The following is a 23,362-nucleotide window of genomic DNA, read 5'->3' as shown; positions in this document are numbered from 1 at the left end:
GGATCTGTGGACAACTCCACGCGCGGGTCAGGCTGTGGACAACCCGCTGCGAAGCCTCAGGCGGGGACGATCGAGACCAGCTTCGGGGCGCGGACGATCACCTTGCGGACCTCGCGGCCGTTCAGCGCGCGCTGCACGCCGGGATCGGCCAGCGCGGCCTGCTCCAGCTGCTCGTCGGTGCTGTCCGGAGCGACCTCCAGCTTGGCGCGTACCTTGCCCTGGACCTGCACCACGCAGGTCACCGATTCCTGTACCAGCAGGGATTCGTCGACCGCGGGCCAACCGGCGTCGGCGACCGACGGCTGGTGGCCGAGGATCTCCCACATCTCCTCGGTGACATAGGGCGCGAACAGGCTGAGCCCGACGGTGATCGCCTCGGCGGCCTCCCGGACGGCCGGGTCGGCTCCGCCGACCTCACCGTCGATCGCCTTACGGGTGGCGTTCACCAGCTCCATCAACCGGGCGACCACGACGTTGAACCGCTGCGCGTCCAGCAGGTTGCCGATGTCGGCCAGCGTCTGATGGGTGGTACGCCGCAGCGCGACGTCGCCGCCGGCCGGGTCGGTGCCGACCTCGCTGGTCACGTCCTGGGCGACCCGATAGGCCCGCTGCAGGAACCGCACGGTGGCGCTCGGCGACACATCGGCCCAGTCGATGTCGTCCTCCGGCGGGCCGGCGAACACCACGGTGGTACGGATCGCGTCGACACCGTACTCATCGATCTGGGCGCCCAGGTCGACCCCGTTGCCCAGCGACTTGCTCATCGCCTTGCCCTCGTTGATCACCTGGCCCTGGTTCAGCAGCCGCTCCATCGGCTCGACGAAGTCGACCATCCCCATGTCGTGCAGCACCTTGGTGAAGAAGCGCATGTAGAGCAGGTGCAGGATCGCATGCTCGACGCCGCCGACGTACTGGAAGACCGGCATCCAGCGACGCACATCGGCCACCTCGAAGGGCCCCTCGGTGTCCTGCGGCGAGCAGTAGCGGAAGAAGTACCAGGACGAGTCGACGAAGGTGTCCATCGTGTCGGTGTCCCGGGTCGCCGGGCCGCCACACTTGGGGCATTCCACCTCGCGCCACTCGGTGGCCTCCGGGCCGGCCAGCGGCGAGGTGCCCTTCGGCCGCAGGTCCGCGCCGCGCAGATCCGGCAGCCGCACCGGCAGCTGGTCGTCGGGCACCGGGACCTCGCCGTCGACCGGGCAGTGGATGATCGGGATCGGGCAGCCCCAGAACCGCTGCCGGGACAGCAGCCAGTCCCGCAGCCGGTAGGTGATCGCCTCCCGGCCGGTGCCGCGCGCGGCCAGCAGGTCGACGATCTTCGCGACGCCGTCGGCCTTGTTCGCCAGGCCCTCCAGCGCCTCGGAGTTCACGTAGCGGCCGTCGCCGGCGGTCGCCACGAAGGTCTCGGCCGGGTCCGCCTCACCGGTGTCGACGACCCGGCGTACCGGCAGGTCGAAGGCCTTGGCGAAGTCCAGGTCGCGCTGGTCGTGCGCGGGCACCGCCATCACCGCGCCGGTGCCGTAGTCGGCCAGCACGTAGTCGGCGGCGTAGACCGGCAGCTGCTCGCCGTTGACCGGGTTGGTGGCGTGCACACCGAGGAAGACACCGGTCTTCTCCCGCTCGGTGGACTGCCGCTCGATCTCGTTGGTCTGCTTGGTCTTTTCCAAATATGCTTCGAATTCCGGCCGCTGCTCGGCGGTGACGATCTCCTCGGCCAGATCCGCATCGGGGGCCACCACGAAGAAGGTGGCGCCATAGAGGGTGTCCGGCCGGGTGGTGAAGACCGTCACCGGTTCGTCGCGGCCGGTGATGGTGAAATCGACGTACGCCCCCTGGGAGCGGCCGATCCAGTTGCGCTGCATCGCCAGCACCCGGTCGGGCCACCTGCCCTCCAGGCCCTGCATGTCGTCCAGCAGCCGGTCGGCGTACTCGGTGATCTTGAAGTACCACTGGTTCAGCTTGCGCTTGGTGACGACCGCACCGCAGCGTTCGCAGCGGCCGTTGACGACCTGCTCGTTGGCCAGCACGGTCTGGTCGTTGGGGCACCAGTTGACCGCCGAGTCCTTGCGGTAGGCCAGTCCGCGCTCGCGGAAGCGCAGGAACAGCCACTGGGTCCAGTGGTAGTACTCCGGGTCGGAGGTGTGCAGCCGCCGGTTCCAGTCCAGGCTCAGGCCGTAGCGCTTGAACGAGTTCGCCTGGGTCTCGATGTTGGCGTAGGTCCACTCGGCGGGACTCTTGCCGTGCTTGATGGCGGCGTTCTCCGCGGGCAGGCCGAAGGAGTCCCAGCCGATCGGATGCAGCACGTCGTAGCCGCGCTGGCGCAGATTGCGGGCGACGACATCGCCCATCACGAACGCCTCGGCGTGGCCCATGTGCAGGTCACCGGAGGGGTAGGGGAACATGTCGAGCACGTAGCGACGCTCCTTGGAGCCGTCGTCGAGCGGCGCGAAGGTCTGGTTCTGCTCCCAGAACTTCTGCCACTTCTGCTGGGCGGCGGCCGGATCGTACGCCTGCCGCTGCGCTACCTGCTCGGTCACTAGCACTCCCTCAACGCTGGGCCGTGGACACTGATTTGGCCCCGCGCAGTCTAGCCGAGGACGCGGGTGCCGGCCGGGGCGTTTCGGCCGGTGAGGGCTGGCAAACCTTGCTTGCGAGGGATCTCCGGGCGGGTAACAGTGTTGGTATGGACCATCAGCTGACCTCGACCCCGAGCCAGGAACACGTCCGGGGCGATCATCTGGCCGGCGCGCTGGCGAGTCGGCTGAACTGGCTGCGGGCCGGCGCGCTCGGAGCGAACGACGGGATCATCTCCACCGCCGGTCTGGTGGTGGGCGTGGCCGGCGCGCAGGCGTCGAAGAGCGCGGTGCTGATCGCCGGGCTCGCGGGTCTGGTCGCCGGGGCGCTGTCGATGGCCGGCGGGGAGTACATGTCGGTCTCCACCCAGAAGGACACCGAGCTGGCGGTGCTGGAGAAGGAGCGCTGGGAGCTCGAGCACATGCCGAGTGAGGAACTCGGCGAGTTGACCGATCTCTATCGGGCCAAGGGCCTCTCCCCCGACCTGGCGCATCAGGTCGCGGTCGAGCTGACCCGCCACGACGCGCTCGCCGCGCACGCCGAGGCCGAACTCGGCATCAGCGTCGATCAGCGCAGCAATCCGTGGCAGGCCGCCTGGGCGTCGATGCTGTCCTTCTCGTTGGGCGCGTTGCTGCCGTTGCTGGCGATGCTGCTCGCGCCGATCGGCTGGCGGATGGGTGTCACCTGGGCCGCGGTGCTGGTCGCACTGGCGGTGACCGGGGTGATCACCTCCCGGATCGGCGGCGCTTCCCCGGTACGCCCGGTGCTTCGCAATCTGGTCGTCGGCGCGCTCACGATGAGTCTGACCTGGGCCATCGGCCACCTCGTCGGCGTCGAACTCGGCTGACCCCGCTCATCGAGTACGCGGCCAGGCACAGCTCACCTCCGCTCATCGAGTAGGCGGCCATGCGGAGCGAAGCGGAGCAATGGCCGCCGTGTCGAGATGACCCGCGCCCGCGCGCTCAGCCGCCGACCCGGGTCAACTCGTCCAGATCCTCGTCGTCGATGCGCAGCGAGGCAGCGGCCACGTTCGGCCGGATGTGCGCCGCCCGCGTCGTTCCCGGCAGCACCGTGACCGACTGGCCCAGCTGACGAGCACGGTTGTGCACCCAGGCAACCACCAGCGACGCCGCTGACACGGCGTACTTCTCCGCCAATGTTGCGATCGTCGCCGCGTGGGCGCCGTCGGAGCCGAGCAGTTCGCCATGACCCAGCGGCGAGTGCGCGACCAGGGTGATCTGCAGTTCCGCGAACACCGGCAGCATGTCCTCGACCTCGCGGTGGGTGATCGACCACCGTTCCTGCACCGCCTGGATCGGGTGTACGCGATGCGCCCGCCGGATGTCCTCGACCGTCACATTCGACAGGCCGAGCGAGCGGATCTTGCCGGCCCGCTGCAGTTCCGCCATCGCCCCCACGGTTTCCTCGATGGGCGTCTCATCGCTGCGATGGTGCAGGTAGTAGAGGTCGAGCCGATCGGTGCCGAGGCGCTTCAGACTGCCGTCGATCGCATTCCGAACCGTCGCCGGATCGGCGCGTACGCTCCAGTCGTCGAACCGGCCGGAGTCGCCCCAGTAGACGCCGAATTTGCTGCACAGGATGACGTCATCGCGCAGGGTGCCGATGGCCCGGCCCACCACTGCTTCGTTGCCGTACATCTCGGCGGTGTCCAGCACCCGCACGCCGGCATCCACCGCCGCCCGAACCAGCTCACCCGGATCGCGCTCGGGATCTCCCCAGTGCTCCTCGCGGACGCGCATCAGGCCGAGGCCCTGCGGTGGCGGTGATGAGTCGGCCCAAGGCATCGCGGTCGTCATGATCAACGACCCTAGAAGTTCAGGCGCGCTTGAAGTCAATTGCCCAACTCTTGCGGCCGACCGCACAGTCGGCGTGCCGGGGACTGCGCATAGTCCCTGACAAGTTCGTAACTACGCGGCGGCGCCCTCGCCCCAGTGGCTCGGCGGGATCGCCCGGTCGTGGATGTGGTTGAGCAGCGAGAGCATCGAGAAACCCGCGTTGATCCGCTCGGCCCGCTCCATGCAGATCACCTGCAGGGCGCCGTTTCCCGAGAGCCAGGCGGCCAGCCCGAGCAGACACAGCGGTGCGACCTCGAACGGTGGCAGGCTGCGGTCCACCACCCGGTTCCACAGCGCCACCTGCCGGGGCGCGTCGACGCGGCGCAACCGGCCGAGCACCTCGTCACGGGCGACCGGATCGTGGCTCAGCACGGCCAGTTCGGCACATTCGGTGTCGCTCAACCCGCGGCTGGTGTTGTAGCGGGCGATCAGCCGCCGGATCCGCCCGCACCGCTCCTCCGCGGACCAGCCGGCCAGGTCGGGCAACACCTCCTCGAAGGCGGCGCGCACCTCCTGCCGGTCGACCTCCCCGATCGGTCCGGTGACCCGCTGGACCAGTTCGGCACGGCTCGGCAGCGCGGGCAGACCCGCCGCGACCGCCGCAGCGGCGAAGCGGGTGGTGCTGATGTCATAGGGCGTGCCCTCGTCCGGGCAGCAGTCCGCGTCGTCGCAGAGCAGCGACCACCAACGCTCCCCGTCGCTGAGCAGCAGGTCGTGGATGCGGAAGTCGCCGAACAGCTCGGCCAGGTCCGCGAGCAGGTCCCGCGACTCGGCGGTCGGTTCACAGAAACCGAGCAGGATAAGCGCATCCGCGTTGTTGGTGTCCACCACCCGGGCGAGCCGATCAGCCTCCCAGAGGGCGTGGTCCAGATCGGCACGGGCGGTGAACACCACCCGCCGGCCGCGCAGCGCGACCACGACGAAGGACTGCTGCGGATGAAAACCGAGCAGATAGGGCACGGCGGCGAGCACCTCTTCGGGCGACTGCGCGATCAACGAATCGGGTGTCTTCATGCGCCACACGATGGGCGGCATCGCCGAAATCGTGCGGCCGAGGAACCCCGACTGTGGACAGATCCAGCCCTGTGGACAAGTCCGCCGCGGTCATCGACCGAAGCACCCGATGCACGGCATCGGGTGCATCCGGGCTCAGGCGACCCGGCGCAGCGGCACCACGTGCCCGCCGGCGATCTCGGAGTAGATCTCCTCGAACTGGCCGAGGGTCGCACCCAGCGCGTGCTCGTGCACGATCTCCCGACTCTCCGCACCCATCCGCTTCCGCAGCGCGGGATCGCCGAGCAACCGGGCCAGATACCCGGACAGCTCGTCCACGTCTCCGGGGGCGTAGAGGAAGCCGTTCTTGTCGTGATGCACCAGGTGCGGCAGCGCCATCGCGTTCGCCGCGACGACCGGTTTGCCGGCGGCCATCGACTCCAGCGTGACCAGCGACTGCAGTTCGGCGACACCCGGCATGCAGAACACATCGCACCGCCCGTACGCCGCCAGCAGATCCTCCTCGCTGACGAAACCGAGGAAGGTGGTGCGATCGGCGACGCCCTCGGACTGCGCGAGCGCCTGCCACTGGTCGCGGAAGGACCCGTCGCCGACGATCTCCAACCGGGCGTCGAGCCGCTGCGGCAGACGGGCGAAGGCCTGGATCAGCTCGTTGACCCGCTTCTCCTGATCCAGCCGGCCGACGAACAGCACCGTCGGATGCGAACCGTGCCGAGCGTTGCGGCTGGCCTCGAGGTAGGGCTCGGGGTCGATCCCGCAGGAGATCGCCAGACCACCGGGCAGCCCGGCGGAGCTGGCCAGCAGTTCGACCGCACGCGGGGTCGGCGCGGTCACCACCTGGGCCCGGCCGAGCACCTTGGCGCAGTCCTTCCAGGCCATCCGGGACACCGCGTCGCGGGTCCGGTTCGGGATCTTGACCAGTTCGACCAGGTTCTCCGGCATGAAGTGGTTGGTCGCGACCAGTGGCAGATTCAGCTGATTCGCCTGCCCGGACAGCAATCGCCCGATCAGGAAGTGGCCCTGGATGTGCGCCACATCGGGCTGCACCTGGTCGATGATCCTCCGGATCCGCGGCCCGGCCTGCCAGGGCATGCAGATCATGAACTGGTCGACCAACGGGTAGCGGTGGGACGGCAGCCGGTGCACCACCACCTCGTCGCGATCCTCGATGTATTCGCGCCCGGTCGGTGAGGGGGCGATGACATGCACCTCGTGGCCGCGGCCGACCAGGCCGGTGGCCAGTCGTTCGGTGAAGCGGGCGGCACCGTTGACGTCGGGGGGATAGGTGTCGTGGCCGATGAGGATCTTCACCGGGGATTTCCTTCCTGCGGGGACTTCTCGGGAGGGTCGACAGCGGTGCTGCCGGGGGTCTGGTTGCGGAGCCGGTTCGCCTCGGCCTCCTCGTACGCCCGCGCCGCGTCGGGGTGGTACTTGGACAGCAGCACCACACCGAGGGAGGCGAGCCCGCCGGCGAGGACCATGCCGATACCGGCACCGAGGCCGATGTTCGCGCCCTCACCGAGCACGATCAGCCCGAAGGCGACCGCGGTGAGCGGGTCGATCACGGTCATCGAACCGACCACGATCTCGGCCGGCCCGGAGGCGTACGCCTGCTGGATCGCCCAGGCGCCGATCGCGTAACAGGCCAGACAGCCGGCCAGGTTGGCCCAGAAGTGGGCGAGCCCCAGCTCCGCGCTGCGCTCCCAGGTGACCAGCGTGGTCTTCATCAGCGCGGTGGCCAGGCCATAGATCAGCGCACCGCTGGTCGCCCAGGCGAGGCAGCGCGCCGCCACCGGGCCCTTGGCGCCGACGATGCCGGCGATGATCGCCAGGGCGAAGACGACCAGCGAGGCGTAGAGGATCAGCCGGCCGTCGATGACGGTGTCCTCGGCCGCCGAGGACGCGGAGAACCAGGTGAAACCGACGATGCCGGCGACGGCCATCAGGATCGCGACGATCATCATCCGGGTGGGCCGGGTGTGGTTCTTCCGGGCGGCCAGCAGCACGGCGAACGGGACGGCCAGGATGCCGACCGGCTGGATCACCGTGACCGGCGCCAGTTTCACCCCGACCAGGTGCAGCAGCGCGCCGATCAGGATCATCCCGGTGCCGAGGATCCAGTGCCGGTCCCGGACCATCGACAGCACCCGCCGCAGCGTCAACGTCCGCGACTCGGCATCGGCACCGAACTGTTTGCCGATGCCGTCGTGCTGGAAGGTGGCCCCGGTCGCGAAACAGAGGGAGGCCACCACGCCGAGCACCAGGGCGAGCGGAATGTTCTGCGTCATGCGGGCCGCTCCGGGGTGTGCGTCATGGTGCTCAGCCTTCCACCTTCCGTGCCGCCCGCAACTCGGGGATCGCCCGGGGATCTACCCCCAACGCGGACCCTGGTCCATCCCACCACCGATGGAGGGGCAGCGGTTCGCGCAAGCGTAACCGATTCCGGTACTCCGATTCCGGCGACGCGACACGTCGGGTGCACCCCCCACCGGTCACCGGTAGACGATGACCTTGTCACCCTCCTTGACGATGTCGAACAGCCGGGAGATCGTCGCCTTGTCGCGCACGTTCACGCAGCCGTGCGAGCCGCCGTTGTAACCGCGGGCGGCGAAGTCGGCCGAGTAGTGCACGGCCTGGCCGCCGGAGAAGAACATCGCGTACGGCATCGGGGTGTTGTAGATCGTCGAGACGTGGTTGCGGGACTTCCACTGGACGCTGAAGCTGCCCTCGCGGGTCGGCATCTCGTCGGTGCCGAAGCGCACGTCGACGGTGTTCTGCACCTTGCCGTCGATCATCCAGCGCAGCTTGTTCTGCGACTTGGAGATGCACAGCACCCGGCCGGTCATGCAGCGCGGGTCGATACCGGCCGGTACGCCGGCGGGCTCGGCGGGCTTGCTTGCGTTCGGCGCCGGGGTGGGGGTCGGCGACGGCTTGGGCGCGTCGGCCTTCTCCGCGGCGGTCGGGGTGCGGGTCATCTCCTGCAGCGCGGTGAGGGTGGCCCGGTCGACCGCGCCGGTGGTCGGCAGACCGCGCTTGGACTGGAATCCCTCCACCGCGGCGGCGGTGGTCGGGCCGTAGAAGCCGGTCACGTTCTCGTCGAACCAGCCGATCTGCTTCAGCCGCGCCTGCAGCTCGCGGACCGAGTCGCCGGAGGCGCCGCGGGCCAGGATCGCCGGGCCGGCGACCGGCGTCGGCTTCGCCGCGGGGGTGGCGGTCCGGGTGGGGCGCGGGGTCGCCGAACGCGTCGGGGCCGCCGACGGGCTGGACAGCGCCGACGGGGTCGCGGTCGGGGTGTCGACCGGGGTGGGTTCGGGTACCGGGGTGACCGGGTCCGCGGGCGCCGTGGCGGGCGCGGGCGCGGGTGCCGCGACCTCTGTCGAGGTCGGCTTGGCACAGCCGGCAAGGGGCACGGAGACCAGGACGGTCAGGGCCAGCGCGGGCCTCACCAGTGCGGACAGGACGGGCGTACGCCGGGCCGTTCGCAGCGCCATCTTTCACCTCGGGGTATCGGTTCACGGGTATCGACCGGTTGAGATTATCCTCACCTGCCGGTCAATCCGTGCCAGCGCACCCCGTGTTTGCTTCACGATCCGGTCACGATCCGGTGACCGGAGGGGCTGGTCAGGCCACGTCGCTGGGCGGCGCGACCCAGGTGTTGCACCGGTCGTATCCGCTGCGGTCGGTGCCGAGGCCGCGGTCGAACCAGTTCTTCATGGTGCGGGCGCTGCCGTGGGTGCCCTCGCGGGTGGTCTCATCGCTCTGCCGGTCGAAGTAGTCGAGCATCTCCGCCCGATCCGACGGCCCCGCACCGAGGTCATCCCACAGGGCCCCGTAGGCGACGCCGGAGAAGCAGGCCGCCTGCAGTTCCGAGCGCCGGGATAGCTCCAGTCGCTGGTCTTTGTCCGCGGCCTCCAGTCGGGCCGCGTACCCCTGGGTGATCCCGCCGGCCAGTTGCAGGTGATGGCCGAACTCGTGGCTGATCACCGCGAAGTAGCCGAGCCGCATCCCGCCGTAGAAGCGCCGGGTGTCATCGGAGCGGGTGTCGACGTAGATGGTGCGGTCCTCCGGGCAGTAGAACGCGTACCGGGTGAGGGCGCCGCAGGCGGTGTTCACGCTGATCGCGAAGCCGCTCACCCGCGGCGGGTCGAGCGCGATCCCCTGCTGTTCCAGTGCCGGCGCGTTCAGTTCGGTGAGGCAGTTCGCGATCTGTTGCAGGTACGCCGCCAGGGCGGCATCGGGCAGCGGCGGCCGCCGCTCGATGAGGTCGGGACAGCGCGCGCTGGACCGGGCGAAGGCGACGTTGTAGAGCCGGGAGTCCTCCGCGGTCATCCGGGCGTAGGAGGCCTGCGGGCGGCCGGACCGATCGGTGGCACCGGGTGCCGGTTGCGGCGGGGCGGTCGGCGTGTCGGCGCCGGTCGGGGCGGGGGCGCGCTGCGGCGTACCGGTCGCGGCCGGCGGGCCACCCACGGCGGGACCGGTCGAACTCTGCCGCGCGATCAGGACGCCGACGATCAGCACCACGACGACCGCGGCCAGCCCCGCGATCAGGGCACCCCGTCGCGCCCGGCGGCGCTCGGCCGCCGGCCGGGGCTCGATCACGGGCGGTCCGGACACGGGTGACAGGCTAGGCACTGGCGGGGGCAGTCCGGAACCGGCCCGTGGTGGGATCGCCGACTGCAACCGTGGTCGACAGTTCGCCGGTCCCCTCCGCCGCAGGTCCCGCATCCTCGCCCAGGCGTACCGCGCTGGCCCAGCACCGGCGAACAATGGATCCATGACGGCCCCGATGCATCCACCATTCCCGTTCGCGAGCTTCCCCGGCCGACGGCCCCAGCAACCCGCGGTACGGATCGGGGACGCCGAGCGGGCCGAGGCCTGCGAGCAGTTGAATCAGCACTTCACCGCCGGCCGGCTCAACCATGACGAACTCGAGGAGCGGCTCTCCGCTGCCGTCGCCGCGCGGACCGAGCCCGACCTGCGGGGCCTGTTCGTCGATCTCCCCCAGCTGCCGCCGACACCGGTCCGACCGCCGGTCCCCCAGCGTGACCAGGAACCCCATCCGGTCCGCGACCTGTTGTTCGCGCTCACCATGCTGGGCGGGATGCTGGCGATCCCGGTGGTGATGCTGATGCTGCTCGGTGCGCTGATGTTCAGCCCCGGGATCTTCCTGTTCTCCCTGGTCGGCGGCAGTCTGGCCGCGCTCGCCGGGGGCACGCTGGCCCGGATGGCGGTCGGCGACCGGATCGAGCGCCGACCGACCCCGCCGCCGGGTGGTCGTCAGCCCTTGCAGCCGTAACCGTTCTGGGCCACGTTGGTGCCGTTGCAGTAGCCGTGGCCGGCGTACACGCCGCCGGAGTTCAGCGTCAGCTCCGAGACGGTGACCAGGGTGGCGCCCTTGTCCTGCAGGTCCTTGACGATGGTGGGCGCCGCGGCCACCGTGCTGTCGTGGATGTCGTGCATCAGCACGATCGACGACGGCTTGGCCAGACCTTGGTAGACCGCGCTGTTCTCGGTCTTCTGGGTGTTCTTGGTCGACCAGTCCATGGTGTCCACGTTCCAGTTGATGATCGCCATCCCGCCGTCACCGATCACCTTGTCGGTGGCGTCCTTGTGCGAGCCGTAGGGCGGGCGGAAGAGCAGCGGCGGACGGCCGGTGATGGCCTGCAACCGCTCGCTGTTGCCGGTGGTCTCCTCGGCCAGCTTCGCCCCGCTGAGCTTGGCCAGGTCCGGGTGGCTCGATGAGTGGTTGCCGACCTCGTAGCCGCTGCTGGCGACCAGCCGGACGTTGTCGGGGAAGGCCTTGATGCTCTGCCCCATCTGGAAGAAGGTGGCTGCGGCCTTGGCGTCGTCGAGTGCCTGGACGACCTTCGGCGTACCCGCCGCCGGGCCGTCGTCATAGGTCAGCGCGACGCACTTGAGCACCCGGCAGTCCGGTCCGATCGCGGTCGAGGGCCGCTGGCCGGCCGCCGGGGTGGCACTGCCCTTCGGCGTGCCGCTGCTGGTCGGGGTCGCACTGGCACTCTTCGGGGTCGCCCCGGCGCTCGGGGTGGTACCGGGGGCGGACGGGGTCGCGGTGCCCGAGGGGCTCGCGCTGGCTTCCTTGCCCGGCGCCTGCGGCTTCGGGGTCGCGGTGGCGGTGTACTCGCCCGGCTTGCTGGCGGCGGACTGGGCCTTCATCCCGTACGCGGACAGCATTCCGGCGACCTTGTCCTTGGGCAGCACCAGACCCTGCTTGTCGCCGTCCAGTACGCCGTTGCCGAACTGCAGCACGACGTCGCCCTCGCTGCTGAACCCGATCGCCGGGCCGTTGCCCTCCGGCGCCGGGGCGTCGGCGAGCGCGCTAGCGAGCTTGGTCTTGTCCAGCTTCTGCTCGGCGCCGCGGTCGGCGACCGCCTTGGCGAAGTCGGCCCACCGCGACTCCTCGATCAGAATCGGGGCGGAGTAGGACTGGGCGTCGCTCGGGTCGTACCAGATGGTGACCGGGCGCCGGACCTCGGCGCCGTTCTCGGTGGAGACGCTCTGCACCGCGACACCGATCGCGTCCGGCGAGGCGGCGATCACCTTGCTGTTGATCGCGACCTGGTCGGCCTTCGCCCAGTGCGCCAGCCGCAGCTGCTTCTCCCGGACCACCTCGATGGCCTGGCTGAGGTTGCGGGCGTTCGGCACCAGGGGTACCTCGGCGGTCACCTTGCGGTTGTCATCGCGCAGGGTCACCCGCCGCAGCGAGGACACCTTGGCGTCGTCGACCTCGGCGAACCGGGCCTCGGGCGCGGCGGCGGTCGGAGCCTGGCTGCTCACCGGCTTGTTGTTGGGATCCTCTGCGGCCCTGGGTGCCGGCGGCGTACCGCAGGAACTGAGCGCTACCGACAGCAGTCCCGCGACCGCTGTCACCCCGAGATATGAGCGAACCTTAACCACCATGGCGGCGAGTCTAAGCCGCGCGATGGCCATTCACCGCATCCACAGCGAGCCGTGGGGATGCGACCCCGCTCACATTCGCGCGGATCGGGAACTTATCGGCGCGTGAGGAAATCCACCACCTGCTGGCTGAACTCGTCGGCGTACTCGATCTGGGTCCAGTGTCCGCAGCGGCCGAACAGGTGCGCCTGGGAGTCGTCGATCCAATCCAGCAGGGTGAGCGAGTTCGCCAGCGGGATCACCTTGTCGTCGCGGCCGTGCACGATCAGCGTGGGTGCGGTGATGCCGCGGATGTCGGCCTCGGGGTGGGCCATCGCATCCACCCAGCGCTGCCGGGGCGCGGGGAACATCCGCGCGAACGCGTCCTGGGTACGCAGGCTCGCGGTGTAGCGGGACTGCACCATGTCGTCGGTGATGAACGACGCGTCGTAGGCGAACACCTCGCGCATCAGCCGGCCCATCGCCTCCGGCGACGGCTCGTACCCCCAGACGGCGTCCAGCCCGTCGGTGAGCTCGAAGGGCACCCCGACGCTGCCCATCAGCACCAGCTTCTCGACCCGGTCGGGATGGGCGATGGCCAGCGCCAGCGCCATCGAGCCGCCGAAGGAATTGCCGACCACGCTGACCCGCTCGAGTCCCAGCGCGTCCAGGAAGTCGACGATCTGGGCCAGCCAGGCCTCGCGGGAGAACTCCTGGCCCTCGGGGATCTCGGTGTAGCCGAAACCGGCCAGGTCAGGGGCGAGCACCCGGGAATGCTCGGCCAGCGGGTCGAGCACCAGCCGCCAGTTGGCGTAGGAACTCACCCCGGGGCCGGAACCGTGCAGCAGCAACAGCGGCGCACCGCTGCCCTGCTCGAGATAGTTGGTCCGGATCGCACCGGTCTGGACGCTCTTGCCGATCTCGGGATTCTCGCCCTGCGCGGGCTCGCCACTCTGCATGCGCCGATCGTGGCACGACGCCCGGAGCGACGACAGGGCCCGTTCCGGTGTGCGGATCGCACGGTGGAACGGGCCCTGTTGCGGGGAAGTGCTCGCCGGAGAACCGGTCAGCTCGGCCGGCCGGCCTTGTAGTGCTCCTGCGCCTCGGTGACGGTGAGCGCCCGGTCATAGATCGCGATGTCGTCCGCCCAACCGGGGAAGGACTTCAGCGAGGGCGCCGACGGCCAGCCGCTCAGATTGTCGTAGCCGACCCGCCAGTGCCCGTCATAGGACTGCACGGAGGCGGCCTCACGGCTCAGTGCGGTGCCGTCCACGATCAGCCGCATCCCGGAGGCGTCCCGGGTGGCGACGATGTGGTGCCACTGACCGTCGTCGTAACGCGACTTCGTCTCCAGCCGGTTCGGGCCGTAACCGTCGTTGCCGTAGATGATGCGTCCATCGGTGGTCAGGTAGATCGCGCGGTCATAGAGCCACGAGCTCCGCGGAGCCCGGCTCTCGCCGTAACCGATCAGCCGCCCGCCCTGGCCCTGGACGCCGGTCTTGAACCAGAGTTCGAGGGTGAAGGACTGCGGCCCGGGCCCCGGGAAACGCTTCGCGAGATCCATCCCACCGGTCGGGCGGGCCAGATAGACCGCTCCCCCACGTCCGGTGCGACCGGCACCGGTCTGCGTCGTCAGGCCCGCGTTGTCGGTGCTGGCGGAGGTGCCGCTGGTGTCCAGGGCGGGATCGGCGGTGTCACCCTCCCAGAAGACGATCGGCTTCGCGGCGCGGATCAGGTTGCCGTAGTCGACGACCGCGGCGGTGGCGAAGGCCGCCGTGGACTGCGTCTTCGCGCTGAAGGCGGCCGAGGCGGTCGGCGGCAGGGTGGCGACGGCGAGTACGCCGAGGGCGGCCAGGGTGCCGGCCAGGGCGATCGCGGCGGGGCGGCGGACCTGCTGGAGCTGCCCGGAGCCGATCGCACAGAGGACGGCGAGGGCGGCCGTGGTGGCGACCAGCGGGCCCATCGCGCCGGCCCGGAGCCAGACCAGCGGCAGACCCAGCCACGGGACCCGGATCACGCCGATACCGCGTACCTCTTCGTTGCCGATCGGGCTGGAGTCGGGCTCGGGGTTGGCGTCCCCCTGCAGGATCAGCGCACCCTCGGGGTTGCGCTCCAGCATCCGGTGCAGCCGGAGCCGGTCCGCGTGGTCGGGGTCATTGGCCAGCACGACCCGGCCGGGCTCGACGTCCGCGCCCGCCATCGGCATGCTGACCACGACGTCGCCGGCGTTGATGGCCGGGGCCATCGATCCCGTGACGACGGTGGTCGAGGTCCAGCCGAGTGCGAGCGGGGTGACCGCCCAGACAGCCATCCCGAGCACGGCGAAGAGCACCGTGCGGGCGGCCACCAGGAGGATCAGGCCCGGCCAGGTCGTGGTGTTCACAGGTTCTGCGCCTCCCAGACGAAGTCCAGCGCGGCGGTGCTGGCCTGGGTGCTGTTCGGGGCGTCGTCGGGGAAACGGTAGGTGATCATGTAGGTCCGGATCTCACCCTTGTTGCCGGTGGTGTTCCAGTCGCCGACGCCGTTGGCGTAGTTGGTCGGGCCGGCGGCGAACTTGGCCATCGGCCCGTCCACGATGGTGGTGCCGCCGGCCCCGCAGCTGGTGGCCTGGACGACCTTGATCGAGATGTACTGGTCGAGCTGGTTGGTGGCCTTGGCGTTGGCGGCGTACAGCTTGACCCGCGAGGGCGAGGTGCCGTCGGAGGTGACGGTGATGCACTTCTCGCCCTGCTGGCCGGGCCGCAGGTTCTTGACGGTGAACAGCGCGGCGCCGCGGTCGTCGTCGGTCAGCTTCACGCTGCCGGTCTCCCAGCTGTTGCCGGTGTTCTCGGTCTTGGCGCTGAAGGCGGAGTAGGAGGCCTGGGAGACGATCAGGCCGCTGACGATCAGGGCGGCGGGGATGGCGGCCCAGGGGGCGATGCGGGCGATCTTGCGGGAGGGGGTCTGCTGGCTCATGGCGGTAGCGGTTCCTTCGGGTCGGATGAGTGGAGCTGAGTCGAGGTTCGGGCCGGCTCTCCGGCCGACAACAGAAACACTAGATTCCGAATCACTCGTTTGTCAAACTACTCTATTGAAGAGTGACACGGATCACGAGTTACGCGCATGTCGAGTGAACATGTCGCCAGATCGACCTGGCCCGCAGGCACCCGGGCAACGAAAAGACCGCCCCGGCCGTATCGGCCGGGGCGGTCTGATCTGCAGGCGGGCAGGACGCTCAGGCGTCCTGACTGGCCACCATCGCGTTGGTGAGGTCGTCGACGAAGGCACTGGCAGCGAGGAGCCGCTGCGGGTCGGCATCTTTCAGTGCACCCAGGGTGGTGGCGGCGTACCGGTCGATGATCTGGGTCATCACCTCATCCCCCTGCGGGGTCAGGCTGAGCAGCACGCTGCGCCGGTCGCGCGGGTGCGGGCTGCGCAGCACCAGGCCACTCTCGGTCAACCGGTCGATCAGCGCGGTCACCGACCCGGTGCTCATCGACAGCTTCTGCGCCAGCGCCTTGGGGGTGATCCGCCGCTCGTACTCGACATAGATGAGCGCGTTCAGCTCGTGCAGCGTCATCTTGAGTTCCTTGGCGAGCTCGGCACGCATCCGCTCATTGGCCATGCTGAGCCGGCCGAGCCGGTCGATCAGCGTGAGCAGTTCGGCCGAGTGCATGGCCGCGGCCGAGATGACGGCCGGACTGAGCCCGTCGGTGGAACTGGGATTGCTGGACAACGGTGCGCTTCCTTTCGCGGTTCGGGACCCCCGAGTACAGGTGATCCATTACTCTAACATTAAATAGCTCGCCTATCAAGATTGATGGCTGGCGAGCTAGTCCTGCATCGAGACGACTCGTGCGACTAGCGGCCGCGCCGAGCCGCGGCGGCGGGCCCCGCGAGCGCCCGGGACACCCCGCGTGCCGCGGTGACGACCGCCGGCGTGAGTCGGCGCAGCACCGTCGAGGAGGCGCGGGTGCTCACACTGAGCGCGGCGACCACGCGCTGATTCGGGCCCCAGACCGGCGCCGCCACCGAGATCAGGCCCAGTTCCCGCTCCTCCAACTGATAGACCACCCCGGCCTCGCGCGCACGTTCCAGCGCCCGGGCGAGGCGGCCTGGATCGGTGATGGTGTTCGGGGTGAACCGCTCCAACCCCTCGGCGACGACCCGTTCGAAGAGCTCCGGTCCGGCATAGGCGAGCAGCACCTTCCCCACACCGGTCGCGTGCAGGGCGAGCCGGGAGGCGACCAGGGATGCCATCGCCACGGAATCCCGCCCGTGGATCTTCTCCACCACCAGCGCATGGGTCCCGCTCAGCACCGCGAGCTGGACATTCTGACCGGTGGCGATGAACAGGTCCTCCAGGTAGGGCAGCGCCGCATCGCGGATGTCCCCGCGCCGGGCGGTGCGGGAGCCGATCTCCCAGAGCAGGGTGCTGGCCCGGTAGCTGCCACTGTCCTCCCGGACCAGCAGGCCACCGGCGGTGAGTTCGCGCAGCAACCGCAGCGCGGTCGCGGCCGGCAGCCCGGTCGCTCGGCGCACCTCGGCCAGGCTGAGCGGTCCATCGGTACGCCCGAACGCGGTGAGCACGGCGACGACCTTGTTGGTCACCGTCCGCGCCGGCTCGCGCGCATTTCCGGCCATCGCTCGACTCCCCATCCCCCGCTGCTGCGACCCTGCCGCACCGGTTCGGGGAAGAATATTCGAAACGTGCCACTGAGTGAAATACCACCCCTACCGCGGCCGGACCCGACCGGCTCTACTTGCCCTGTTGCAGGGCGGCAACGGCTCCCAGCGCAGGTGAGCCGCGAAAGGTGGACATGAACACAGTGAGCACGGGCGATCAGCAGGAGTCCACCGCGGCGGCGGGCATCGATGCCCGCTACGCGCGTCGGGCGGCGGTCAGCAGCCTGGTCGGATCGACCATCGAGTGGTACGACTTCTTCCTCTACGGGACGGCCGCGGCGCTGGTCTTCAGCGCGGCCTTCTTCGCCCCGCTGCCCGAGTCGTGGCAGCAGTTGATGTCCTATCTCACCCTGGCCATCGGATTCGCGGCCCGACCGATCGGCGGCATGCTGTTCGGGCACTTCGGCGACCGATTGGGACGCAAGTCGACCCTGATCGTGTCGCTGATGCTGATGGGCGGCACCACGGTGGCGATCGGCCTGCTGCCGACACACGCCCAGATCGGCCTGTGGGCGCCGATCCTGCTGGTCATCTGTCGATTGCTGCAGGGCATCGCGATCGGTGGCGAGTGGGGTGGCGCGGTCCTGCTGGCGGTCGAAGCAGCGCCCCCGGAGAAGCGCCGGTTCTATGGCTCGTTCCCGCAGATCGGCACCCCGTTGGGCCTGATCCTGGGCAACGTCGTGGTGCTGATCGTGTCGAACCTGATGTCGGACCAGGCGTTCCTGTCCTGGGGTTGGCGCCTGCCGTTCGTCGCCAGCGTGGTGCTGCTCGGCGTCGGCCTGTTCATCCGGTCGCGGGTCCCGGAGACACCCGCCTTCGTCAAGGCGCAGCAGCAGGCACCCGAGCAGGAGGAGGTGCCGCTGCTGCGGGTCCTCAAGAACTATCCCAAGCAGGTGCTGCTCGGCATCTGCGTCCTGGTCGGCCATTCGGCGACCACCTACATCGTGCTCACCTTCTCCCTCGGCTACGGCACCACCCGGCTCGGCTTCACCCGTTCCCAGGTGCTCACCGGTGTGCTCATCGTCGGGGTGCTCTGGGCGATCAGCATCCCCTTCTGGGGGCGGATGGCCGACCGCAGCGGGCTGCGCCGGCTCTTCCTGATCGGCACCATCACCCTGCTGGTCGCGATGCCGCTCTACCTGCCGCTGCTCGGTCTGCGTTCGGTCCCGGCGCTGATCGTGGCCTCGGTGCTGCTCGGGGTGATCCTGCCGATCGCACACACCGGCCAGGGCAGCATCCTCGCCGACCTGTTCCCGACCCGGGTCAGCTATTCGGGCACCTCGCTCAGCTATCAGCTCGGCGCCCTGCTCGGCGGGGGCCTGGCCCCCTTCATGGCCTCCTGGCTGATGCTGATCACCGGCCGCGTCTGGCCGGTCACCGCCTATGTGGTGGTCCTGCTGCTGCTCACCCTGGTCACCATCCCGGCGATCGCCCGAGCCGCTGCCGCGGGACGGGAGCAGACCGATGCCGGCAACTGAGAACTCCAAGCAGACAAGGATTTCGGACAAGCAGACGATGATCGACCCAGCAACCGCACACACCCCCGGCCTGCTCGAGGGCTTCTCGGTGGAGATCACCGGAAAGGATGTCCCCGCCCTCATCGAGGCCGCGCCGCTGCTCCCCCGCGGCACGGCGGTCAACATCACCTATCTGGCCAACGAGGACGCCGCAAGCAGGCTACGGGCCGCGGAATCCGTGCTGTCGTTGGGACTCCACCCGGTCCCACATCTGTCGGCGCGCCGCATCAGGTCCGCCGCGGAGCTGACCGAGACGCTGGCCGCATACCAGCAGGCCGGTGCCGCCGACGAGGTCTTCCTGATCGGTGGTGACCCGCCGAGCCCGGAGGGCCCCTTCCCGGATGCGCTGTCGCTGATCGAAACCGGTGTCCTCGAACAGCACGGGGTGCGCAGTGTGGGCATCGCCGGCTACCCGGAGGGGCACCCGAAGATCGCCGACGCCGACCTGGCGGAGGCGATGGGACTCAAGCTCGATGCGATCGCCGAACGAGGGATGGCCGCCTCGATCATCACCCAGTTCGGATTCGACGCCGAACCGGTGCTGAACTGGATCCGCGGCCTGCGAGGCCGTGGCATCGGCGCACCGGTCCGCGTCGGCGTACCGGGCCCGGCCGGCATCAAACGGCTGCTCGGCTACGCCCGCCGCTTCGGCGTCGCCTCCTCGGCCGGGATCGCGCAGAAATACGGTCTGTCGCTGACCAGCCTGATCGGCACCGCCGGTCCGGAGAAGTTCCTGCATGCACTCGACGACGGACTCGAGCCGGACATCCACGGCCAGGTGCTGTTGCACTTCTACACCTTCGGCGGGGTGCCGGCCACCGCCAGATGGATCGACGACCACTCGGAGGAGTTCTGATGACCAGGATGAAGGAAGCCCGCGCTGCGGCGATGGGTCTGCCACCCGATCATGCCTCGTTGATCGTGCACGGCCCGGACCGGCCGGGCATCGTCGCGGCGGTGACCAGCGAGCTGACCGGGCTCGGCGCCAACATCGTGTCGCTGGCCCAGCACACCGACGACCCGGAGGGCGGAAACTTCTTCCAGCGGGTGGTTTTCGAGCTTCCCGGGTTGACCGCGAGGATGCCGGAACTCCGCGACACGATGGAGAAGACCGTCGGCACCGGGCTCGGCCTGCAATGGCGGGTACGCGACCTGTCGGTCCCGCTGCGGGTGGGCATCCTGGCCTCGAAGTCCGACCACTGCCTGCTGGATCTGCTGTGGCGGCAGCGTCGCGGCGAACTGCCGATCCTGGTGCCGATGGTGATCTCCAACCACCAGGATGTCGCCGAGGACGTCCGGTTCCTCGGCATTCCCTTCTTCCACGTGCCCAGCGCCGGGGAGGACCGCGAGGGCCCGGAACGGGAGATGCTCAAGCTGCTGGTCGGCAACGTCGACTTCGTCGTGCTGGCTCGATACATGCGCGTGCTGTCACCGACCTTCCTCGAGGAGGTGGGGGTCCCGGTGATCAACATCCATCACTCGTTCCTGCCGGCCTTCATCGGCGCCGGGCCCTATCGGAAGGCGAAGGAGCGCGGGGTCAAACTGATCGGCGCCACCGCGCACTACGTGACCGAGGACCTGGACGAGGGGCCGATCATCGAACAGGACGTCGTCCGGGTCTCCCACCGGGAAACCGTCGACGAACTGACCCGTCGGGGTGCCGATGTCGAACGACAGGTCCTGTCCCGTGCGGTGCTCTGGCACTGCCAGGACCGCGTGATCCGCAACGGCAACCGCACCGTGGTGCTCTGACCTGATCGCGCCCGCGCACCGTTTCAACCCAAGCGAAACCCAACTGACCGACACCGGCGATGGCGCAAGCTCCCGCCGGACACAGAGAGGAACCACCACAGTGACCACACCTACCGGCGACGGATCCCTGCAGCAGCTGATGGACGAGGTCGGCGACCTCCCCACGCTGGTCGACTACTTCTACAACGACACCCAGTCCCCGCACTTCAGCCGGGCCGGGGTGACCAGGACCGGTGCGTTCATCCCACCGGCGTACACCAACTGGCGCGATGAGCAGCGCGCCTGGAACGAGACGGCGGTGCTGTTCCACCAGTCGCACCACATGCCCGAACTCTTCCTCGAGGGCCCGGACGCGTTCCGGTTGCTGGAGCGACTGGGCGTCAACTCGCTGGCGAACTTCACCACCGATCGGGCCAAGCAGTACGTGGCCTGTGCACCCAGCGGCCGGGTCATCGGCGACTGTGTCGCCTACCGGCTCGGTGAGGAGAAGTTCGAACTGGTGTCGGGGATGCCGCTGCTCAACTGGGTGCACTACAACGCCGAGACCGGTGACTACGACGTCACGGTGACCCGCGACAACCACAGCACCGCCAACCCCACCGGTCGCCGGGTCAACTTCCGCTTCCAGCTCGACGGCCCCAATGCCGGGGACATCTTCGCCGACGCCGTCGAGGGCGAGGCGCCCGAGATCGGCTTCTTCCGGACCGCGAAGGTGAAGATCGCCGGTGTCGAGGTGCTCGTGCTGCGGCACGGCATGGCCGGGAACAAGGGCGTAGAGCTCTCCGGCCCCTACGAGCACCACGACACCGTGCGTGCGGCGCTGATCGAAGCCGGCCGCAAGCACGGGCTGGTACCGGCGGGGACCCAGGCGTACTTCAGCACCCCGATGCAGAGCGGCTGGATGGCGTACCCGGTGCCGGCGATCTTCGACGACGAGTCGCTGCGCGGCTACCGGGAGTGGCTGCCCGCGAACACCTGGGAGGCCAGCACCAACCTCGGCGGCAGCTTCGTCTCCTCCGACATCACCGACTACTACGCGACGCCCTACGACCTCGGCTACGAGCGGCTGGTGAAGTTCGACCACGACTTCATCGGTCGTGAGGCGCTGGAGGCGCTGGATCCGGCCGACCGGCGCAAGCGGATGACGCTGGTGTGGAACCACGAGGACGTCGACAAGGTCTTCGACTCCCAGCTCGGCGACGGACCCCGCTTCAAGTCGCTGGACTTCCCGATCACCTACTACGCGTGGAACCAGTTCGACAGCGTGACCACTCCCGACGGGAAGCCCGCCGGCGTCTCCTGCCATGCCGGCTACCTGAACCCCGAGAGCGAGGCGCTCTCGATCGCCATGCTGGATCAGGCGTACGCCGAGCCCGGGACCGAGCTGGTGATCACCTGGGGCGAACCGAACGGTGGTTCGCGCAAGCCGCAGGTCGAGCAGCACGAGCAGACCCAGGTGCGCGCCACCGTGGCACCCGCCCCCTACTCGAAGCTCACCCAGCAGCTGCAGCGCTCCGCCGTCGGCGGTTCGCGCTGACCCCGCCCTCCGCTGGCTGAGCGAGGGAGGAACCCCACGTTCATCGAGTAGCTGCCCCGGCGCCGCGAAGCGGAGCCGGGGCAGCGTGTCGAGATGAACCTCCCCCGCAAACCCTGCGTACATGCAGATCCCGACAACGACGAGAGCCCGCCAGGACCTGGTTTCCCAGATCCTGGCGGGCTCTGCCGTCGGTGGTCGTTCAGTTGACGGTCGGCTGCTTCGGCTCGGCCGACGGCACCGCGGGCTCGCCCTCGGCGGAATCGTCGATGGCCTCCAGGTCGACCTTGTCCCGGCCCCGCGGTGAGGCGACGATCATGGCCAGCAGGCAGATCGCGAGTACGCCGACCCAGAGTCCGCTGAGCGCGGCCACCCCGCCGGCAGCGATCACCGCGGTGGCGATCGCCGGGGAGAACCCGGCGCCGAGCGTCGAGCCACCCTGGTAGGTCAGCGAGGCACCGGTGAACCGCACCTTGGTCGGGAACAGTTCCGACAGGTAACCGGCCAGCGGCCCGAACATCAATCCCTGCATGAACTGGGACAGCATGATGGCCACCCCGAAGCCGGTGGCGGTACCCGATTCGACCAGCAGCAGCACCGGGTACGCGGCCACCGCCATGCCGACCATGCCGATGCCCATGATCAGCTTGCGGCCGAAGCGATCGGAGAGGATCGCCGCGACGAAACAGACGACCAGCAGCATCACCGCGGAGGTGGCCTTCAGGTTGAGCACGTGGGTCTGGTTGGCACCCGCGTCGACGCTGCGGGAGACGGCCCAGACGGCCATCAGACCCGACACGGTGAACTGGGCGGTGGCGACGAGGATGCCGACGATCACCATCTTCGGGTGCTGGGTGAGCACCTGGGCGATCGGCAGGCGCCGTTCCTCGGCCTTCTTCGAGGCGGCGACGAAGATCGGGCTCTCCGAGACCGAGGCGCGTACCCACAATCCGACGATGACCAGCACGAAGCTCAGCAGGAAGGGGACCCGCCAACCCCAGGCGAGGAACTGTTCCCGCGGCAGCATCGTGAACAATGAGGTGACCAGGGTCGCCAGCAGCGCACCGGCCGGGGCGCCGGAGCTCGCGAAGGTCGCGGCCAGGCCACGACGTCCGCCCGGTGCGTGTTCCAGCGCGAGGGTGGCCGCGCCGCCCCACTCGCCGCCGACGGCGATCCCCTGCAGGATTCGCAGCAGCAGAAGGAGAACGGGCGCCGCAGCACCGATCTGGGCGACCCCGGGCAGCAGGCCGATGCCGACGGTTCCGGCACCCATCATCAGCATGGACAGCACGAGCATCTTCTTGCGTCCAAGGCGATCCCCGAAGTGGCCGAAGATGACCCCACCGAGCGGCCGGGCAAGATAGCCGGTGGCCAGGGTGGCGAAGGCGCTGAAGGTGGCAAGGGTCGGCGACAGACCGGCGAAGTAGACCGACTTGAAGACGAGCGCGGCCGCGATCGAGAACAGTGAGAAGTCATAGAACTCGATGACGCTGCCGAGGAAGGCCGAGGACAGGATCCTGCGCATCTGTGGTGTGTTGAGACTGGCTTGTGCC

The 23,362-nt window shown here is 69.3% G+C and carries 20 protein-coding genes; 6 read left to right on the top strand and 14 right to left on the bottom strand.

All coding sequences use genetic code 11. The features are described 5' to 3' along the window. Window positions 1–56: 56 nt before the first annotated feature. Entirely contained in the window at window positions 57–2,537 is a 2,481-nt protein-coding gene (leuS, locus tag C8D81_RS00800) for a leucine--tRNA ligase (protein WP_133625376.1), read from the bottom strand. 146 nt (window positions 2,538–2,683) lie between these two features. Here leuS and C8D81_RS00795 point away from each other — a divergent pair, with 146 nt between their 5' ends. Continuing rightward, window positions 2,684–3,421 (top strand): VIT1/CCC1 transporter family protein, encoded by a 738-nt coding sequence (locus tag C8D81_RS00795; protein WP_094401930.1) that lies wholly within the window; start codon window positions 2,684–2,686, stop codon window positions 3,419–3,421. 115 nt (window positions 3,422–3,536) lie between these two features. On the opposite strand, the gene C8D81_RS00790 is transcribed toward C8D81_RS00795, so the two are convergent. From C8D81_RS00790 to C8D81_RS00765, 6 genes are all read right to left on the bottom strand, one after another. Beyond that, on the bottom strand, window positions 3,537–4,391 hold the full coding sequence (locus C8D81_RS00790) for an aldo/keto reductase (protein WP_208109060.1): 855 nt from the start codon (window positions 4,389–4,391) through the stop codon (window positions 3,537–3,539). Window positions 4,392–4,502: 111 nt separating this feature from the next. Continuing rightward, window positions 4,503–5,444, bottom strand: a complete 942-nt coding sequence (locus tag C8D81_RS00785) for a DUF4192 domain-containing protein (RefSeq protein WP_166646622.1) — start codon at window positions 5,442–5,444, stop codon at window positions 4,503–4,505. 135 nt (window positions 5,445–5,579) lie between these two features. Next, window positions 5,580–6,755, bottom strand: coding sequence for a glycosyltransferase (locus C8D81_RS00780; protein WP_094424608.1), 1,176 nt, complete (start codon window positions 6,753–6,755; stop codon window positions 5,580–5,582). Beyond that, complete coding sequence (locus C8D81_RS00775) at window positions 6,752–7,732, bottom strand: DMT family protein (protein WP_094360251.1); 981 nt, start codon at window positions 7,730–7,732, stop codon at window positions 6,752–6,754. Before C8D81_RS00775 ends, C8D81_RS00780 begins: the two co-directional genes overlap by 4 nt. A 204-nt stretch (window positions 7,733–7,936) precedes the next feature. Then, a complete protein-coding gene (locus tag C8D81_RS00770) occupies window positions 7,937–8,935 on the bottom strand; it encodes a L,D-transpeptidase family protein (RefSeq protein ID WP_133625375.1) in 999 nt (332 codons plus the stop codon). Window positions 8,936–9,065: 130 nt separating this feature from the next. Further along, on the bottom strand, window positions 9,066–10,058 hold the full coding sequence (locus C8D81_RS00765) for a neutral zinc metallopeptidase (protein WP_133625374.1): 993 nt from the start codon (window positions 10,056–10,058) through the stop codon (window positions 9,066–9,068). Window positions 10,059–10,218: 160 nt separating this feature from the next. On the opposite strand from C8D81_RS00765, the gene C8D81_RS00760 reads away from it, so the two are divergent. Beyond that, window positions 10,219–10,740: a DUF1707 SHOCT-like domain-containing protein gene (locus tag C8D81_RS00760; protein ID WP_208109059.1), complete on the top strand. Its 522-nt coding sequence runs from the start codon at window positions 10,219–10,221 to the stop codon at window positions 10,738–10,740. On the opposite strand, the gene C8D81_RS00755 is transcribed toward C8D81_RS00760, so the two are convergent. The 6 genes from C8D81_RS00755 to C8D81_RS00730 form a co-directional block, all read right to left on the bottom strand. Continuing rightward, entirely contained in the window at window positions 10,722–12,365 is a 1,644-nt protein-coding gene (locus tag C8D81_RS00755) for a polysaccharide deacetylase family protein (protein WP_133625373.1), read from the bottom strand. The genes C8D81_RS00760 and C8D81_RS00755 overlap by 19 nt on opposite strands. 92 nt (window positions 12,366–12,457) lie before the next feature. After that, window positions 12,458–13,300: an alpha/beta fold hydrolase gene (locus C8D81_RS00750; RefSeq protein ID WP_133625372.1), complete on the bottom strand. Its 843-nt coding sequence runs from the start codon at window positions 13,298–13,300 to the stop codon at window positions 12,458–12,460. A gap of 107 nt (window positions 13,301–13,407) precedes the next feature. Further along, on the bottom strand, window positions 13,408–14,724 hold the full coding sequence (locus tag C8D81_RS21745) for a LamG-like jellyroll fold domain-containing protein (protein ID WP_094432009.1): 1,317 nt from the start codon (window positions 14,722–14,724) through the stop codon (window positions 13,408–13,410). Continuing rightward, window positions 14,721–15,296, bottom strand: coding sequence for a hypothetical protein (locus C8D81_RS00740; protein WP_094432011.1), 576 nt, complete (start codon window positions 15,294–15,296; stop codon window positions 14,721–14,723). Before C8D81_RS00740 ends, C8D81_RS21745 begins: the two co-directional genes overlap by 4 nt. Window positions 15,297–15,555: 259 nt before the next feature. After that, window positions 15,556–16,056, bottom strand: a complete 501-nt coding sequence (locus tag C8D81_RS00735) for a MarR family winged helix-turn-helix transcriptional regulator (RefSeq protein ID WP_094360235.1) — start codon at window positions 16,054–16,056, stop codon at window positions 15,556–15,558. A gap of 125 nt (window positions 16,057–16,181) precedes the next feature. Then, window positions 16,182–16,964 (bottom strand): IclR family transcriptional regulator, encoded by a 783-nt coding sequence (locus C8D81_RS00730; protein WP_133625371.1) that lies wholly within the window; start codon window positions 16,962–16,964, stop codon window positions 16,182–16,184. A 176-nt stretch (window positions 16,965–17,140) separates the two neighbouring features. Here C8D81_RS00730 and C8D81_RS00725 point away from each other — a divergent pair, with 176 nt between their 5' ends. From C8D81_RS00725 to C8D81_RS00710, 4 genes are all read left to right on the top strand, one after another. After that, window positions 17,141–18,484, top strand: a complete 1,344-nt coding sequence (locus C8D81_RS00725; protein WP_133625370.1) for an MFS transporter — start codon at window positions 17,141–17,143, stop codon at window positions 18,482–18,484. Then, window positions 18,471–19,379 (top strand): methylenetetrahydrofolate reductase, encoded by a 909-nt coding sequence (locus C8D81_RS00720; protein WP_208109058.1) that lies wholly within the window; start codon window positions 18,471–18,473, stop codon window positions 19,377–19,379. Before C8D81_RS00725 ends, C8D81_RS00720 begins: the two co-directional genes overlap by 14 nt. Further along, window positions 19,379–20,275 (top strand): formyltetrahydrofolate deformylase, encoded by an 897-nt coding sequence (gene purU, locus C8D81_RS00715; RefSeq protein WP_208109057.1) that lies wholly within the window; start codon window positions 19,379–19,381, stop codon window positions 20,273–20,275. The genes C8D81_RS00720 and purU overlap by 1 nt, the downstream gene beginning before the upstream one ends. Window positions 20,276–20,375: 100 nt before the next feature. After that, complete coding sequence (locus tag C8D81_RS00710) at window positions 20,376–21,812, top strand: aminomethyltransferase family protein (protein WP_208109056.1); 1,437 nt, start codon at window positions 20,376–20,378, stop codon at window positions 21,810–21,812. A gap of 199 nt (window positions 21,813–22,011) precedes the next feature. On the opposite strand, the gene C8D81_RS00705 is transcribed toward C8D81_RS00710, so the two are convergent. Then, window positions 22,012–23,334 (bottom strand): MFS transporter, encoded by a 1,323-nt coding sequence (locus tag C8D81_RS00705; protein WP_208109055.1) that lies wholly within the window; start codon window positions 23,332–23,334, stop codon window positions 22,012–22,014. Window positions 23,335–23,362: the final 28 nt, after the last annotated feature.

The organism is Enemella evansiae (assembly GCF_004362375.1).
Taxonomy (GTDB): domain Bacteria; phylum Actinomycetota; class Actinomycetes; order Propionibacteriales; family Propionibacteriaceae; genus Enemella; species Enemella evansiae.
The sequence above is the reverse complement of the archived record's forward strand: the minus strand, read 5'-3'. Positions and strand labels throughout refer to the sequence as shown.

Excerpts from the sequence above, each read along its gene's own strand:
- C8D81_RS00785 (WP_166646622.1), bottom strand. The coding sequence starts at position 5,444 with ATGAAGACACCCGATTCGTTGATCGCGCAGTCGCCCGAAGAGGTGCTC.
- C8D81_RS00740 (WP_094432011.1), bottom strand. The coding sequence starts at position 15,296 with ATGAGCCAGCAGACCCCCTCCCGCAAGATCGCCCGCATCGCCCCCTGG.
- C8D81_RS00755 (WP_133625373.1), bottom strand. The coding sequence starts at position 12,365 with ATGGTGGTTAAGGTTCGCTCATATCTCGGGGTGACAGCGGTCGCGGGA.
- purU (WP_208109057.1), top strand. The coding sequence starts at position 19,379 with ATGACCAGGATGAAGGAAGCCCGCGCTGCGGCGATGGGTCTGCCACCC.
- C8D81_RS00760 (WP_208109059.1), top strand. The coding sequence starts at position 10,219 with ATGACGGCCCCGATGCATCCACCATTCCCGTTCGCGAGCTTCCCCGGC.
- C8D81_RS00705 (WP_208109055.1), bottom strand. The coding sequence starts at position 23,334 with ATGCGCAGGATCCTGTCCTCGGCCTTCCTCGGCAGCGTCATCGAGTTC.
- C8D81_RS00775 (WP_094360251.1), bottom strand. The coding sequence starts at position 7,732 with ATGACGCAGAACATTCCGCTCGCCCTGGTGCTCGGCGTGGTGGCCTCC.
- C8D81_RS00730 (WP_133625371.1), bottom strand. The coding sequence starts at position 16,964 with ATGGCCGGAAATGCGCGCGAGCCGGCGCGGACGGTGACCAACAAGGTC.
- C8D81_RS00790 (WP_208109060.1), bottom strand. The coding sequence starts at position 4,391 with ATGACGACCGCGATGCCTTGGGCCGACTCATCACCGCCACCGCAGGGC.
- C8D81_RS00720 (WP_208109058.1), top strand. The coding sequence starts at position 18,471 with ATGCCGGCAACTGAGAACTCCAAGCAGACAAGGATTTCGGACAAGCAG.
- C8D81_RS00750 (WP_133625372.1), bottom strand. The coding sequence starts at position 13,300 with ATGCAGAGTGGCGAGCCCGCGCAGGGCGAGAATCCCGAGATCGGCAAG.
- C8D81_RS00770 (WP_133625375.1), bottom strand. The coding sequence starts at position 8,935 with ATGGCGCTGCGAACGGCCCGGCGTACGCCCGTCCTGTCCGCACTGGTG.
- C8D81_RS00725 (WP_133625370.1), top strand. The coding sequence starts at position 17,141 with ATGAACACAGTGAGCACGGGCGATCAGCAGGAGTCCACCGCGGCGGCG.
- C8D81_RS00795 (WP_094401930.1), top strand. The coding sequence starts at position 2,684 with ATGGACCATCAGCTGACCTCGACCCCGAGCCAGGAACACGTCCGGGGC.